A 14,760-nucleotide genomic window follows, 5' to 3' on the forward strand; every position below is an offset into this window, starting at 1 on the left:
AATATTTGGTATTAAATATTTTATATATTAGCAAAATCTAAGCTCTAGATACTTAAAAATTCAGTTGTTAAGAATTAGAAATGGTAATAAAATCATGCTATGAGTTTAAAAAAAAATACAAACGATATTAAGAAAAATTATTCACTAGGAATAATTGGAGGTGGTCAACTGGCATTAATGTTAACCGAGGCAGCAAAAAAAAGAGATTTAGAAGTATGTGTGCAAACAAAATCTTGTGATGATCCTGCTGGATCAAAAGCAGATCATGTCATAGAAGCTGATCCTTTAAAGATAAGAGGTAATAAATCATTAATTAATGAGTGTGAAAAAATAATTTTTGAAAATGAATGGATAAAAATTGATAAATTAAATTTAATTGGCAATAACGATATTTTTGTTCCAAGCCTGAATGCAATTAAGCCATTAGTAGATAGGTTTTCTCAAAAAAAATTAATAGATAGAATGAATATCCCCTGTCCAAAATGGATAAGTATTGAAGATTTTAAAAATCTCTCGGATGAGGAAATCAATAATTGGACTTTCCCTCTAATGGCAAAATCAAATAAAGGTGGATATGACGGTAAAGGGAACAAAAAAATAAAGACAAAAGAAGATTTAGATTCTTTTTTAACTGAGAATAATTCTGATGAATGGTTAATAGAAGAATGGATAGAGTATGAAAAAGAACTGGCTCTTGTTGGCTCGAGAGATAGAACCGGTAAGATAAGATTCTTTCCAATCGTTGAGACATTCCAATTAAATCATGTTTGTGATTGGGTTCTTGCACCCGGAACAAATGAATATGATTTGAACTTATTTGCAACAAATATTTTCTCTTCAATAGTCAACGAACTTAATTACGTTGGAGTTCTAGCTATTGAATTCTTCTATGGAGATAATGGCCTTTTAATTAACGAAATAGCTCCAAGAACACATAACTCAGCTCATTTCTCTATTGAAGCTTGTACTTCAAGTCAGTTTGATCAATATGTTTGCATTTCTTCTGGGATAATGCCACCTGAAATCAAAATGAACTGTGAAGGGGCAATTATGATCAATCTACTGGGATTAAAAAAAAATTTCCCAATCTCAATGGAAACAAGAGTTAAAATGTTATCTGAAATTGAGGGTTCTAATATTCATTGTTATGGCAAATCTCGAGAAATTCTGGGAAGAAAAATGGCTCACATTACATTTTTATTAAATGGTAAAACGCATTCAGAAAGATATGATGAAGCTCAAGTTTTATTAACTATGGTAAGAGACATTTGGCCATCTCCAAATGGATAAAAAAATAAGTTAAAGTTAAGTCACTGGATCTTTGGTTAAGTTCTTCTTTATGTGCTCTGATCTGACTCTCTTTCGACATGAGGAGACTGTCGTGATGCGGTAGTAAACCGATCTTGTAATCGGAAACGAAAGCCCACTTTGAATCCTCTTCTGGCATTTCCAGGTCGATGCAGCAGAGAACTGACGGGGATCCGGTATAAGGCTTAGAATAGTTGCTATAACAGCATTCTAAGCCCTTTTATTTTATTTGATTTGAAGCCTGTCCTACCATATTGTCCTACCAATTTGCCCTACCAAGTTGTCCTACCAAGTTAATACAATGAAACAAAGCTAATTATATTAGTTAGTTTGGAATAGGAAACAGATCGAGGAAAGTCTAAATAAATAGTTTGGATTTATATTCCTATATTTATTGATATTTAGTATTACCAATGCTTTTAAGGATTTGTTGAAGTAATTTAAAAATTCCAATAGCTTTTCCTATAAAGAAAAACAATCAACTGTCCTACCAGTTACTATTCTTAGAATATAGTCGGGGTAGTAATTATTAACTTTCTTTTGGTAGGACATTATATTTAATTATTCAGAAAGATATAAAATATTAAGCTTATTGCGAATAAAATTAATCTATATATATCCTTCAATAATACAAATCCATGACCCTATAGGGGTTAATTTGAATCCTTGCTATATCGATATAAGGGTTCAGAAATTTCTGTTGAAATTTAACGGATATAACTTTTTAATAGCTTCTCTCTGTTCTTGTTTTTTTATCTCTTCAGCATCTAAGATAGGGCAGGTATTTTGATTTAGGGATGAAAAGAAAGTACTTTTGTTGAATAGTTTGGAAAGTGGTGGGAGTAGTTGGAGTTTCATTTATTGTTCATCTGGATGTTCAAGCAGTTGATCTATCTGCGACATTCTCTGTAATGAGTCATCATGTTTCCATCCAAGATTCTGATATGTCTCATTTAAATAAAATTCTAATATGAACTCCTGAAAAGGTTTGGCACCTTCATCAAATCCAAAATTGTGAGTTATAAAATTCCCATCATTAAGTGGCACTTTAACTTCTTCATTTTTTATTTTGCCTTTGACAGTATCAAAATTATTCATTAACTCATAACATAATATCCACGAATCGGTATCTGGTTCTTCTAAAAAATTAGGAGTAATTATTTGACATTCTTTTAGATAATCTTCTTCTGATAATTCAATATTAGGTTCTCCAACACAATTAAAATCATCTCGACGATTTTGAATTTCGTTGGATTGAGAATCATTAAAGAACTTAGTATTTAGAGCATCACTTACTTTGCAATAATCCATAAGAGCATGGAAAGCTCTAGGAGCCTCGCAATCAGCATCCATATCCCATAAATCAAAGATTAATGATTTAAGTTCTGTTTCTTTCATGGTTAATTTTTTGGATAAAGGATCTGTCTAAGTTCTTGTACAAGTATTCGACCTTTAGGTGATAGTTGTAATACCTGTCTCCTACGATTAGTACGATCACGATATTTAACTATTAAACCTAGTCCAGGTTTATTTAATCTATGAAATGCGCCGAGCCAATCAGTATTACGGCTTCCAGATGCACTAGAAAATTTGAGAGCTTTCTCCATATCGATCTTGTTGCAGTCATCATGGGAAGCGATATATAAAAAGCAAGCAATTACTTGGGCTGGTATTTCTTTATCAAGAATACGAAAGTGTTCAATTGCTTCCGCAAGTTTCGCCATATCAATGTCCGTTATCTCTCTAGAGAGGTCTTGATCTGTCATTCTATTGAGTGTTTGTTTAGAGGGTTGATAGGTCTTGATTATGATTAATATTCTATGTATATATTCCTTAAAAGTCTAGTTATTGCAGCTTAAATAGAATATTATTTGTAACTTAATTGAAGTCTTTTCTTGATGGTTAAGAATACACTTAAGTATGCTTCACGGGAACATTTGTTTGATGAGCTAAGTCTTTGGAAGGGCTTCCTGAGATTTTAATTCAATACACTTAGGTATAGATTAGTTTATTGTTAATAAGTCTAGTCAGGGCTTCTTAACTTGAATATTAACTCTTGATCCCGACCTCTTTTGTTCTAACTACTCCACCATCAACATATAGTTCACTAGAAATGTGAGCTTGAAGTCCTGAATAATCATTTGTTTTCTTTCTCAATCTTCCATATTCGTCTTTGTAAAAGAGAGATGTTTTGATTGCCTCTTTAAGTGAAGTTTTGGAAGTATGAATGTTGTGTATGTTTTTCATTTTTAAATAGTAATTTTGAGTATTTATAGATTGGTATTAGTAGTGTTATTAATAGATGTTCGTGGTTATTAATCTCATCACTATCTCTTTAGTTAGATGAGTGTGGGGAGGTGTTATTAGATATCCATTCACCCGCTCACTTCGTTCTCTGAGGATATACGTATAACTAACTTGTTGTCTTTAAGTTAGCCCTCCGCCCCTTGTCTTATAAGAACTACCGCCCGCCCCATACGGTAGTAATAGCAGTTAGTTAGCTCTGCTTGTCAGTCAATTTTTAGTTAGGAGTATTTGTTGTATTGTTTGTCTCCTTTATATAGGTAATTGTTCAGGATTCTTACCTAATAATGTGTCTTTGTTTTCTCTTTGCATAAGGATTTCTTTTCCCTCTACTATTCCGACCTCTCCCCTAATAGATGGCTACCGCTCTTTGTAAAGCAATATGACAGGGTAATCCATTTATAAGATGACACAGCTTTACATATAAGTAATAATGATCAGAATATTTGTTTCAAGATGTCGGATGTAAACAAAAAAAATAATAAAGATGATAATCAGACTCTTGAAGAAAGATTAGGACTTGAAGGTCTTAGTGAAGAGGATTTTAACGAAAGAATAGATAAATATTTAATTTCTTTATTTAATCAAAAAGAAGAATTAGGTAAAAAGGAATTTACAGAAAAGGTAATTGAAATTCATCAAACTACTGAATGGTGTGATGGGGAAGATATAGAAATACCTTATGAAGAAACTGAAGAAGATTTAAAAAGATATAATTTATCTCTAGCAGAAATGCATGATTCTAATATGTGTATTTTGGCATGCACTGCTTATAGAAAATTAATGCATCACTTTAATGATAATTTAATCAATCAGTATCCAGAGTTAATCATTAATAAGGATAAATGGGAATTTGAATTTGCCTTAGACGAAGAAGATATAGAAACTATTAATAGTTGGAAAAATGACCAGATCTTATTCCAGATCAGTGATTCAAAAGAAAAATATATAGATGAGCACTATCAAGATATTTTAAAAGCAGTAGATCTAAAACAAATAATAGAAAAATTCTTTATTGATAACAGTTTCATAAAAAAAGAGCAGATTGTATATGGAACTGAGAGTTCATTCCTAGAAGAACTAGAAAAGTTATTTAAAGACGATAGTTATTTAATTAAACTTTTTGGAAGAGGTAAACATTATATTTTCGATGAATATAGAAAACTTGATTCATCTCCAGAAATTAATTTCTTAGGTAAAAAATTAAAAGGTAAAGAATTATTATATGTCTTTCTACAAAGTGGTTCTACAAGAATTATTCCTGAAGACTGTATTAAAGCAGGTTATGAAACTATTGAAGAATTTGAATTAAACCTAGAAATAGCAAAGGAGGAATTTTTTGGTGAAAAGAAATATTGGCCAGAATTATCAAAAATTAATTCTATTAAATCAAAAAGAATAAAATCTAATAATGATCAAATGGCTACTGCAAAACATATTGAATATTTGAGAGAGTTTGAAAGTTTAATTTCTGATAAAAAGAGATATTACAATAATCAAATTTTAGAGATTGGAGAGGACTATGAATATGAATTTGATTTTGATATTTACAAGGATAAAGCTGATATTGCAACCATAGAATTTTTTGATCGAAATTATGAGGAGATTAAAAAATACATTGAAGAGAATTTTAGTAGAGAATTTTTCAATGAAATTGCTGCAGAAAGAGGCTACTCAATCGGTAAATTCAAAGAATTATCTGTTTCTATTTTTAAAGGAAAATATATTAGGTTTTCAGAAGATAAAAATAATCAAAAGTTAATCCCTGAATTTAAGAAGAAAGATTCTGATTTAAAACTGGTTTGTAATCATATAGAAAATAATCTTGGTCCAATAACTTCTATTATCGAAAAACGATCCTCAGCAATTAATCAAAAAAGTAAAGACAACTTTAATATTTATATTTTATACATCGCTCCTTCTTTTAGAAATCCGCATCATACATTAATAACATGTGGCATGAGTTCTTATACAAGCAAAGGAGAAAATATAGAATCTAATCTAGAAATATGTATAAAATTACCCAAAGAATGGAAATTAGATTCAACTTCATTAAAAGAAGAAAAGTATAATTGGCCTTTAAATTTATTATTCGCTACTGCTTTTTATCCTTTCTATTCAGGGGCTTATTTAGATATTTGGCACTCGATAAATTCTAAAGGGTCTTTCCCTTTAAATTGGGACTATGAAGCTACGGTACTTGCTCCTTATTTAGGAATGTCAGATATAAAAATTCCCAAAGAAGATAAAGAAAAAATTATACAGTTTTCATCATTAATGCCAATTTATAAAGAAGAAAGAGAATTAAAGTTGGCTAATTATCAAGATTTTATAGATAGGATTTGGGAAGAAAGAGATAACGAAATTTTCCTTTATAAAGAAAAGAGAGAGAGTTTTGCAAAAGATCTTAAAGAACTAGAAAATAATAATAATCAATTTCAAGAGAATGAAAATGAGGATGGAAATGAAAAATATATTGGATTACAAAACTGGATAGATAATATTTTCAGCAGAGCTAACGAAGAGGAGAATATAAGAGAGAATCTAGAAGCAGTAAAATCAACTTATGAATATATTAAAAAAAAGAAACCAAAATTACTAGCTGAGAAAAATAAATTTTCTATAGATTCCATTTATGCAGTAGCACTCCAAGTCTCATTAAATGCAAATCAAATGGTATACGAAAGAGGAAAAGAAGCAGCTATTGAGCAACTTGCCAGAGATATTATATGGGAAGATATTGAAGTTTATACTCCAGATGCAATTCCACTTGCTCTTGAATATGTAATTCTGTTATGGGGTTCGGAACATCTAATCCCATTTGGCGAGGTAATGAATATGAGGGCGAAGGCATTACGTCTTTCTAAGCTAATAGGATATAGAGAACATCAATCAGAAATTAATAATGAAAGATTACTTTCTTCTGGAAAATATATTTTAACTAAACAAAATTCTGAAGAAAGGATTAATAGACTTATTTTAAAAGCGAGGGATTTTGTAAATACTGATGAAGAGGTTTTCGAAGGTGAGACTGATAATGATTACCATCAAGAAGTTTATGGATCTGCAGTTGCAGTCGCAAATGCTGTACTTAAAGAAATAGAGGCAACTCAAGATGAAGAGTCAGTAATAAATGTTTTAGCTACAAGTCTTGCAGGCTTAGAAGGTTCCAAACTACATGTGCTTATTATTTGGCTTACTTACTATTCATTACAGGAAGAGGCTGATTTTAGTAGTGAAGAAGCTGGTAATTTAATTACTAAAGCAAGACTAGAAAGCAATGTTATAAGTAGTAAACAAGAGGAAGAATTTTTAAAAAATATAAAACTTGATGATAAAACAACTCTTATAAAAAGACTAATTTGGAAAGTTAAATATTGGTTTAATTGGTTAACCTCTAAAAAAAGACCTGCAACATTTCCTGCAAGTAGTTTGTATAGATTTAAATATCTTGAACCAAAATCACTTTATAGAGGTCTACCTGAAGAAGAGGTATCTTTAATTTTAGAAAAAGCTGGGGGGTTAGATATGCATACGACTCTTCTTAAATGGGCTAATAAAAAAATAAGTAGAGGGTCTATAAAAAGTTTCAATGAACTTATTGATGCTAAGGATTATCAAAATATAAAAGGTTGGATTGGAATACTAAGAACTAAGCATGAAGGAAATAAATATAGTAATTTAGTAGATTTTTTATTTGCGGCTAGTGCAGATGGATTATTTTTTGTTTATCTGCCTTTCTTTTTGTATAAAGTTTCAATCCTAATAACTCCTTTTATAATTTTATATTTTGCTCTATTTCTAAGGCCAATTTATTCTCTCAATTGTTGTGATTCAGATACCTTTTTACCATTAGATTTAGAATTAACTAAGGAATTAGATAATTTATCAAAAACAAAAATAAAAATGTTTCAAAGAATTTTTGGTGCAGTTGGAATTATTATTTATTTTTTATTAATACAGTTATTCCAATTAACTCTTATTAATTTTCTTCTTCTTTGGACAAGTCTTATTCTAATAATGTCTACTTATGATCTAAATATTTATATTTATAAATTACGTAAATATGGTCTGGGAGAAGTCTTAGCAGAAATGACAAAAGCCAGAAAATCTATCGGATTACCTTTTTAAATATGCCAAGAAAATCATACAAATATATAAAGCTTAGAGCAAAAGAAATCATACCTTTAGCTAAAGAACTTATAAATAATAAAGATTATGCAAATCTAGTAATTTTAGAAGGTTCTTTACCCATTACTAAAGTGATCCATTCATAAAGAGTTTCATAAATCTAACAACATTTTCTTTTTAGCTTGAAATTCTTCTTCAGTTATTATGCCTTGATCTCTTAAATCAGCATATTTTTTTAGTTCGTCTGCATTAGATGTTGTATTAAATACTTCAGAATTAAATTGTTTTAAATTAAATTTTAATTTATCAAATAAGCCAAAAAATATTCTTTTTCTACTTTTTTCATACCAAAGGAATCGAGTATAAAAAAACATTGGTGCGAACAAGAAAAGATATAACAAGCAGAATCTAAAAAATTCATCATCGTATTCGATGTAATACCATTCGTTATAGTCTTTAAGAAGAGCCCATATTAACCACCAAAAAGGAATAAATAAAACATTAACGACAAAACGACCAAATTTATTTTTAGGATTTATTAGGCTTTTTATTTTAATTTTCATTACCTTCTCTTGAAGTCTGTCGCTAAAACAAAATATAAATATAAAAACTAGAAAGGGTATCCAAAAGAGTATCCAAATAGGATTATTTAACAAAAAATCAAGAACGAACCATTCACCAAAGGGTGTAGCAAATATAAATATGAAAAGTAAGATACCAAAAACTGGCAAAAAAATACTTTCTTTTAGAAATTTATATAGTTTCACTAACCTATCAAAGAAACAAGAAGTGTCATTATCTTTTCAGCTATAAATCTTTTATCCATTAAAAAAAGGTTTTTATTCTTCTATGTTAGATCGACTGCCAATCAATATATTCTTTTTATGAGTGTGAATTAATTTACGTTGCAATAACTTCCATAGCTTCAATAAGATCCTCTGTTGTTGGTCGGTTGTACATCATTGTCACTTCAGACATGCCTGGAATCTTATGTCTAACTACATCCCAAATTCTATAAGGAGATACACCTTCATTTATTGCCTATCAAAAGCTTGCTATAACAGGCTTTTGGTGGGTATCTTATTTTTTAGGAATAGCTGAGCTGTGTTTATTCTCATTAGTATAAACAATTTGTCTGCCAAAATACTTGACGATCCACTGCTAATGTATTTATATTTATAGTACACATGTATTACTAAGTAATGACTTTAGGAGGAGCTAATGTTTGGACTAATTTTTCTTACGGTTATCGTAATGAGTCCCCAAGTGGTTGGTTGCTTAGCCCAGACCGCAGCAGATTAATTTTATTTACGAGGAATAAAAAATCTCCAAGAAATAGTATGAGAATTTTTGCTCATACTTATTATGCAAATGATCTTGGTGAGCCGATGGCAATTAAATCATCCACTCAAATGTATTTGGATAATGCTTGGGATAAATGGCATGACCTTCAATTAGAAGGTTGGACTTTTGAAGAACTTGAATTACCTGAATCAGTATGACTAATTTAAATCCAATCAAAAAGAAACTATCAAAAGCAGATAGAAAGATATCAATACAAGACCCATCAAAATTATTAGCAGAATTTTTTAATGGTGTTGTCATTGAACTTGATGAAGAATATAAATATGAATCATAAAGAATTGATAGATCAAGTTTCCGCAAATTTATTTAAGCAAAGTGGAAAGTTAGAAAGCAGAAGATCTTGGTTGGCAATTAGAAGTTATCTTGAACAATTAGATAGCGAACAACTTAAATCCATGCTTAAGGACTACGGATGATTTAAAAAATTTATTTAGTTTTTATTTTTTTATTAATTCTCAGAAAACCGTAAGTTGCAAAGCCAACTAAAAACATATCCAAGTAAATATGCCAAGTAGGAAAAATCTGGTGTATTAATTCCATTAACGTTTTATTGCTACTTGCCAATAAGGATAATCTAAATTTGATTTTTCTCTAATCAATTGTAATTTTCTAGAATTTATTTTTACTACTATTCCATCTGTTGGATATTTACTAAAAAGCTTCCCTTCTAGCCATTGTTTTCTAAATACTTCAACTTGGCTCGTAAAGTTGCATGAAATATCCTGAGGGATCGTGAAGCCAAGCTTTGAAAGACTCTTTTTGGACTCATATTGGTTAAGTGTTGAATTAAGTATTTGAAATGCGCAGAAGCTAAGACTTTCAGAAAATCCCTCTTTAGCTCTTAGAAATCCAGAAGCGATTCTCTGGGAGATATTTGGACTTTGGTTGGGTGCGTATAATTCACCTCTAACTTGAAGAACTCCTCGTAAAGGGAGAGTATTGGGAATGTCTTGGACTTTAATAAGTTTACTAGTAACGTCTGTCCCTTTTCTTGATATTGCTTTCTCCAAGGTGCCATCCCTATATTGCAAAGCAACAGCACAACCATCTATTTTCGGTTCAATTAATAATCTGGTATCTGCTAATAAACCTTTCAAAAATTCATCTATTGAATCCTTTTCTATTGAAGGTAAAACTAGTTTATTTTTCTTTTTAAAGTAATCACAATTAGGGTTTGTTCTTAATAAATTTTTTTCAAGTTGGTCGAACTGCTTATCAGAGATTAAAGCATTACCATTTCTATAATTATCGTCATACCATTCAATTCGTTCTTCTAAATAAGTTTTCATTTAATACGATGGCTTAAGTTTTTACTAGGTATCCAACTTGGTTTATCTATGATCCATTTTTCTCTATCTTCATATTTAACAGTCCATAAAAGAAATGAAGAAATTTCTTTAAGAGTTATGCCAACCAAATATCTTGTTTTTGGACTTCTTGATATAAATCCAAATAATAAAATTAATAAAATAAGTTTAAACATGCCTTTAATCATTTAAAAACTCAGCGTAATTTTTGCGAACTTTTTAATTAATGCAATTCTTATAACCTTCAATCTTTGCTAATTCATCTACGTTCAAACCTGTTTCCTCTAGTAAAGTTTCTCCTATATCGTCCTTATTAAATTTAGTTAAAGCTCCTTTAGTAGAGTATTTAATACATAGGTTTTTGTATTTTGCTTCTTTGACAACAGGAGATAAATAAAAACCAAACAAGATGATAAAAGCTCCATAGGTTACAACTTTTCTATGGTTTTTCCACCATTCATAAAATTTATTGGACACGAAAAATAAATAATTAATCTCTATTTTAAATTGATTGTCAACAAATAACTTTAGTAATTGAAGGATTGCTTAATTTATTGTTTTTTCATTAATAGATTTAACCCAAGAATAATATCTTGATTTTCTAATCCTTTGCTCTTTCGAGACTAATCTATCCGCAGATTCTAGGGGTGATTCTCCTTTCTCAACTCTTGTTGTAATGGATATGCCAAAACCTTTTGCTTCAATTTTTGCAATGCCACCCTCTAAAAAAAATAAAAAAGACCAACCTTTATTCCATCCTAAATAAAAGGGATTTCGATACATTGCGTTCTTCCGAATATACTCTTTAATGTTATTTTTCTTTTCAAGGTGTTACTTGTATACATTATTACCAAATAAAAAGTTTACGGCAGATTATTTCCGGGAAGTAATTATCGTATTTAAATAATTTTTTGGATGAGTACTTGACTTCCTTGAGTAGTACATTTATATTGATAGTACAATTGTATTATATTAATGACATCAGGAGTAGCTAATGTTTGGACTAATTTTTATAGTGGCAGCCTTATTGACACCCCAACTGGCTGGCTGTTTAAGAAAAAAAGTGGTTTATTAATTCTTTTTGAGAGTTATAAGAAATCTCTATCAAATAATGTAAAAGTTTATACTCACCTTTTCTATGCAAATGAATTAGGTGAACCAGCCCAACTTAAAAATTCAAGACTACATTCTATTGAGTGTGCTTGCGAAACATGGGATGAATTAGTTTCAGGAGGTTGGCAAATTGTTACTAGTAAATTCCACTAATCATGTTTAAGGTAAGTCCTTCAAAATGGGAATATCTAAAAGAATCTATTCTAAAACGAAAACGTACAAAGATTTGTATTACTTGCAATCACTTTCGCTACAGCACTACAGAAACTTTTGCTACTGTCTTGATATGTCCAAGATACGAAAAACGTATACCACAGGGTGATCATTTACTTAAAGGTTGTGAATATTGGCAAAAAAATATGACTATATTTTTTCCTGAAGGATCTTAATCATTATCCAATTAACCTTTTCTAGGTACAGATATTTAATTATGTAAACAAAGCATTATTTTATACAACCTAAAAAAATCTTTTTAAGTAATTTGAGGATTATGATTCAATTTTACTTTTCAATATTTCTATTAGTTGTGCTTACATTTTTTGCACTTTTATTAGATGCACCAGAATTGGCTACTTTAATTCAAACATTTTAGAAACCAATAAATCAGCATTTTTACTGATTTACTTTCTTTATAAGTAAGACTTAAGTTTAACTTGTTGAATAGGAGGGATCTAATGATTGACAGTCCACCAGAGGAGTTAGATTATAAAATTTAAATCTAGATAAAACTAATGCTAAATCTGGAATGAATTTTCTTTTTGAGATTCATTCCTTTTTAATTTCTTTCTAAAAAAATGTGAAATTATAAATATTAAATTTTTTAAATAAAAAATCTGTTCATATTAAAATGATTTGATGTCAAAGAAACTTGTAGAAAGTGATTAACTTTACCTGAATCCAAAACCAGTTTTTTGTTCCTCTTTTTCTGCCCATTCATTCATAATTAGTTTTAGTAAACTTTTAACTTCTAAATTCGAAGCATCAGTATCTTTTTGAAGATTTATACAAATGTTTTTAATTTCCTCATAAGCATTATCAATTAAGATTGTTTTTTGATCTGGATTAGCCATAGAGTTTTAAAATGCTCCATTACAGTTGAACCCGCTGCAGTTAATAAACCTAAAAATATTCATTACAAAGTTGTGGAATCTTTCATCATAAAAAAATGCCCAGGTTGTAAATATAGCAAAGCAAGATATAGCAAAAGCAGCATATTGAAGCCAATGTATTCCATAGCTGTCTAATCCATTTTTATCAAAGTCAGAATTACTCAATTGCTTTTTTTTCTTATAATAAAAATTTTTTTTTAAAAAGGAGAGTTTGTTTTGAACGAGAGATCTATTTTCTTTAAGACTTTAATGTATTTATATTTTAAATAAAACCAGGTATTATCCAGCCAAAAAAACCGTAGTTTATTATCAAAGATAAAAAACCAATCATAGCAAATCTCCCATTTGTTATTTCAGCATTTTTCCAAAATTTACCCATGTAGTTTTTTATTTTTTTCGAATTTTTATCAATCAAATAATTTGGTTCCAATGGTTCCTGCAACCTTTTGATGGCGTATAAAGAGAATTGAATAGTGATTGCGATGATAACAACTATAAAACTAGTAAGAGCATCCATTTTTATATCTCATTTGTGTTCAATTAGTAAGCCAAAGAGTAAATGACATTTGTATGTATCAAACATTTCCTTATTTCTGTTTTGTTGACAGAGGAAACCTTAACTTGAATTATTAATAAATGTAACATATTTAAAAAAATTAGTATGAATTCTTACTTTTTCTTTGGATTTAACACTTTTGAAGACTAAAGTGTTACATTTATGTGTGAGGTGTATCCTATGACTTTTCTTAATTGAATTACAGAAAGTTCAAAATTTGTCGCCTAAACAGATAATTTATGAAATTTTTACTAAGAATATAAATTTAGTATAAATTATCTAAAATAAATTTTGTAACTAGAAATTATTACTTTTGTTTGATTTCAGGAAGGTAAAATTTATTCCCCAATGTATATCCAATTGACATAAGTACGAACCCAATAAGTTGAGGTAAATGAGAATTTGCTAAAGAGATTTTTTCAATCATTTCTCAATATATAAAATATAATAATAATAAAAATTTGTTAATACTGTAAGTCTATTTTCTTTTTGATTCTTTAATTTCCCCAGATTTTTTTAGTGAATTAACAAGCCTTTCATTTTCTGTTTTTAAATTTTCTAATGCAGATTTTGTGAATTGTTCTTTAGCCTCAAATTTTGCTGAACTTATAACTTTTTTATTAGGGAGTTTTTTCTTCGGTTCTGGCTTCATATTAAAAAGCATTTTAAAAATTTTAGAAGTTATTTTTTTTGTATTAGGTATTATTTTTTACAGTTTTCTGGTTAATAATATTTGTTTACATAGATAAATTAATCTTTATCTTTTTCGAGCCTTAACCATCCAGAAGTCCATTCGGATTTTAGTTTTGTCCATAGGATCCTTTTAATATCTTTTTTATTTTTGGTAGGAAAAATATCAACCCATCTATCTTCATTTTTACCACCATAAGCTTTAATTTGAAAATGCCTATTGCCATTAATAGTTTTTGGTGCTGTCCAACACAGAGTAGGAGGCCATTTCATGAGAAATTTAAAAGTTGAAAAAACTAAAGGTTGCTTTGCCCAGTCAAAACTAAACCATAATAAGCAATCGTACCAAGGATAAGTACGATACCTAGTATTCTAATAATCATGCTTTAATATTTTTAAATTCAAATCATATTAAAGAAGTTTTATAAATTTGAGTTGAAGATTTAATATTTTCTAATTTTTCCTTTTTTTATTTCTAACTATGGAGTGGCAAGATTCAGGATGCCATTCATTCTGAATTTTGCCACTAAAATCATAAATAAATGAATCGGGACATCCAGTTTCTTTTTGAAGTTCTGAAAGTTCTTCTTTAATGAATTCATATACGCTTGTTATTACCCCTAAATTTTCTTCTTGGGAGGGAGCCCATTTTTTATTCTCCATTAATATTTTTTAAATTATTTTCCACAATATCGTAATAGGTTATGTCTCCATAATCAGCATCTGAACAACATAAATCTCCATAAAGTTCCTCTAACAAATCGTACGCCTCTGAATAGTTATCAAAACTTTGAGAGGTTAATTCGTCATCTTTCCCATCAATTCTAATTATTTTGTAAGTCATATTTTACTTAGATGCGAAAATTATTCTTTTGAT

The 14,760-nt window shown here is 29.3% G+C and carries 24 protein-coding genes and 1 other RNA gene; 9 read left to right on the top strand and 16 right to left on the bottom strand.

What is annotated here, in order from left to right; translation table 11 throughout:
- Window positions 1-99 precede the first annotated feature (99 nt).
- Together EW14_RS03675 and ssrS are read left to right on the top strand one after the other, a co-directional pair.
- Complete coding sequence (locus tag EW14_RS03675; protein ID WP_042850159.1) at window positions 100-1,290, top strand: 5-(carboxyamino)imidazole ribonucleotide synthase; 1,191 nt, start codon at window positions 100-102, stop codon at window positions 1,288-1,290.
- Between the two features lie 17 nt (window positions 1,291-1,307).
- Window positions 1,308-1,490: non-coding RNA, 6S RNA (gene ssrS, locus EW14_RS09835), on the top strand.
- A gap of 505 nt (window positions 1,491-1,995) precedes the next feature.
- Here the strand turns inward: ssrS and EW14_RS10030 are convergent.
- The 4 genes from EW14_RS10030 to EW14_RS03690 form a co-directional block, all read right to left on the bottom strand.
- Entirely contained in the window at window positions 1,996-2,166 is a 171-nt protein-coding gene (locus EW14_RS10030; RefSeq protein WP_156095659.1) for a hypothetical protein, read from the bottom strand.
- Entirely contained in the window at window positions 2,167-2,706 is a 540-nt protein-coding gene (locus EW14_RS03680) for a hypothetical protein (protein WP_042850160.1), read from the bottom strand.
- Between the two features lie 2 nt (window positions 2,707-2,708).
- Window positions 2,709-3,074 carry a MarR family winged helix-turn-helix transcriptional regulator gene (locus tag EW14_RS03685; RefSeq protein WP_042850161.1) on the bottom strand — a complete coding sequence of 122 codons (366 nt, stop codon included), beginning with the start codon at window positions 3,072-3,074 and terminating at the stop codon, window positions 2,709-2,711.
- A 283-nt stretch (window positions 3,075-3,357) separates the two neighbouring features.
- On the bottom strand, window positions 3,358-3,555 hold the full coding sequence (locus EW14_RS03690; RefSeq protein ID WP_042850162.1) for a hypothetical protein: 198 nt from the start codon (window positions 3,553-3,555) through the stop codon (window positions 3,358-3,360).
- Between the two features lie 513 nt (window positions 3,556-4,068).
- Here EW14_RS03690 and EW14_RS03695 point away from each other — a divergent pair.
- Both EW14_RS03695 and EW14_RS10035 read left to right on the top strand, forming a co-directional pair.
- Window positions 4,069-7,743, top strand: a complete 3,675-nt coding sequence (locus EW14_RS03695; RefSeq protein ID WP_042850163.1) for a suppressor of fused domain protein — start codon at window positions 4,069-4,071, stop codon at window positions 7,741-7,743.
- A gap of 2 nt (window positions 7,744-7,745) precedes the next feature.
- On the top strand, window positions 7,746-7,889 hold the full coding sequence (locus tag EW14_RS10035; RefSeq protein ID WP_156095660.1) for a hypothetical protein: 144 nt from the start codon (window positions 7,746-7,748) through the stop codon (window positions 7,887-7,889).
- A 6-nt stretch (window positions 7,890-7,895) separates the two neighbouring features.
- Here the strand turns inward: EW14_RS10035 and EW14_RS03700 are convergent, their stop codons facing one another.
- Window positions 7,896-8,306: an SHOCT domain-containing protein gene (locus tag EW14_RS03700; RefSeq protein WP_156095661.1), complete on the bottom strand. Its 411-nt coding sequence runs from the start codon at window positions 8,304-8,306 to the stop codon at window positions 7,896-7,898.
- A gap of 639 nt (window positions 8,307-8,945) precedes the next feature.
- Between EW14_RS03700 and EW14_RS03705 the strand changes: the two genes are divergently transcribed.
- Genes EW14_RS03705 through EW14_RS10225 form a run of 3 tightly spaced genes read left to right on the top strand, consistent with a single transcriptional unit; the run spans window position 8,946 to window position 9,524 of the window.
- Complete coding sequence (locus tag EW14_RS03705; protein ID WP_011818187.1) at window positions 8,946-9,245, top strand: DUF1651 domain-containing protein; 300 nt, start codon at window positions 8,946-8,948, stop codon at window positions 9,243-9,245.
- Entirely contained in the window at window positions 9,242-9,382 is a 141-nt protein-coding gene (locus EW14_RS10220; RefSeq protein WP_197049610.1) for a hypothetical protein, read from the top strand. Before EW14_RS03705 ends, EW14_RS10220 begins: the two co-directional genes overlap by 4 nt.
- On the top strand, window positions 9,372-9,524 hold the full coding sequence (locus EW14_RS10225) for a hypothetical protein (protein WP_197049611.1): 153 nt from the start codon (window positions 9,372-9,374) through the stop codon (window positions 9,522-9,524). Before EW14_RS10220 ends, EW14_RS10225 begins: the two co-directional genes overlap by 11 nt.
- Window positions 9,525-9,647: 123 nt before the next feature.
- Here EW14_RS10225 and EW14_RS03710 read toward each other — a convergent pair whose 3' ends face one another.
- The 4 genes from EW14_RS03710 to EW14_RS03725 form a co-directional block, all read right to left on the bottom strand.
- Complete coding sequence (locus tag EW14_RS03710; protein WP_042850165.1) at window positions 9,648-10,397, bottom strand: NAD-dependent DNA ligase; 750 nt, start codon at window positions 10,395-10,397, stop codon at window positions 9,648-9,650.
- A complete protein-coding gene (locus EW14_RS03715; protein WP_225866645.1) occupies window positions 10,394-10,591 on the bottom strand; it encodes a hypothetical protein in 198 nt (65 codons plus the stop codon). Before EW14_RS03715 ends, EW14_RS03710 begins: the two co-directional genes overlap by 4 nt.
- A 43-nt stretch (window positions 10,592-10,634) precedes the next feature.
- A complete protein-coding gene (locus EW14_RS03720; protein WP_042850166.1) occupies window positions 10,635-10,892 on the bottom strand; it encodes a hypothetical protein in 258 nt (85 codons plus the stop codon).
- A gap of 69 nt (window positions 10,893-10,961) precedes the next feature.
- A complete protein-coding gene (locus EW14_RS03725) occupies window positions 10,962-11,198 on the bottom strand; it encodes a hypothetical protein (protein ID WP_042850167.1) in 237 nt (78 codons plus the stop codon).
- Window positions 11,199-11,390: 192 nt separating this feature from the next.
- On the opposite strand from EW14_RS03725, the gene EW14_RS03730 reads away from it, so the two are divergent.
- Window positions 11,391-11,681: a DUF1651 domain-containing protein gene (locus EW14_RS03730; RefSeq protein ID WP_042850168.1), complete on the top strand. Its 291-nt coding sequence runs from the start codon at window positions 11,391-11,393 to the stop codon at window positions 11,679-11,681.
- A gap of 2 nt (window positions 11,682-11,683) precedes the next feature.
- Window positions 11,684-11,917 (top strand): hypothetical protein, encoded by a 234-nt coding sequence (locus EW14_RS03735; protein WP_042850170.1) that lies wholly within the window; start codon window positions 11,684-11,686, stop codon window positions 11,915-11,917.
- A 498-nt stretch (window positions 11,918-12,415) separates the two neighbouring features.
- Here the strand turns inward: EW14_RS03735 and EW14_RS03740 are convergent, their stop codons facing one another.
- From EW14_RS03740 to EW14_RS03760, 7 genes are all read right to left on the bottom strand, one after another.
- Entirely contained in the window at window positions 12,416-12,598 is a 183-nt protein-coding gene (locus EW14_RS03740) for a hypothetical protein (RefSeq protein WP_025938178.1), read from the bottom strand.
- A 6-nt stretch (window positions 12,599-12,604) separates the two neighbouring features.
- A complete protein-coding gene (locus EW14_RS09840; RefSeq protein ID WP_071840798.1) occupies window positions 12,605-12,802 on the bottom strand; it encodes a hypothetical protein in 198 nt (65 codons plus the stop codon).
- 97 nt (window positions 12,803-12,899) lie between these two features.
- Window positions 12,900-13,154, bottom strand: a complete 255-nt coding sequence (locus EW14_RS03745) for a chlorophyll a/b-binding protein (RefSeq protein WP_042850171.1) — start codon at window positions 13,152-13,154, stop codon at window positions 12,900-12,902.
- A 517-nt stretch (window positions 13,155-13,671) separates the two neighbouring features.
- Window positions 13,672-13,845 (bottom strand): hypothetical protein, encoded by a 174-nt coding sequence (locus EW14_RS10230; RefSeq protein ID WP_179852297.1) that lies wholly within the window; start codon window positions 13,843-13,845, stop codon window positions 13,672-13,674.
- Window positions 13,846-13,943: 98 nt separating this feature from the next.
- Window positions 13,944-14,156 carry a TIGR02450 family Trp-rich protein gene (locus tag EW14_RS03750; RefSeq protein ID WP_042850172.1) on the bottom strand — a complete coding sequence of 71 codons (213 nt, stop codon included), beginning with the start codon at window positions 14,154-14,156 and terminating at the stop codon, window positions 13,944-13,946.
- A 180-nt stretch (window positions 14,157-14,336) separates the two neighbouring features.
- Window positions 14,337-14,546, bottom strand: coding sequence for a hypothetical protein (locus EW14_RS03755; RefSeq protein WP_042850173.1), 210 nt, complete (start codon window positions 14,544-14,546; stop codon window positions 14,337-14,339).
- On the bottom strand, window positions 14,536-14,727 hold the full coding sequence (locus EW14_RS03760; protein WP_042850174.1) for a hypothetical protein: 192 nt from the start codon (window positions 14,725-14,727) through the stop codon (window positions 14,536-14,538). Before EW14_RS03760 ends, EW14_RS03755 begins: the two co-directional genes overlap by 11 nt.
- Window positions 14,728-14,760 lie beyond the last annotated feature (33 nt).

The organism is Prochlorococcus sp. MIT 0604, assembly GCF_000757845.1.
Lineage (GTDB): Bacteria > Cyanobacteriota > Cyanobacteriia > PCC-6307 > Cyanobiaceae > Prochlorococcus_A.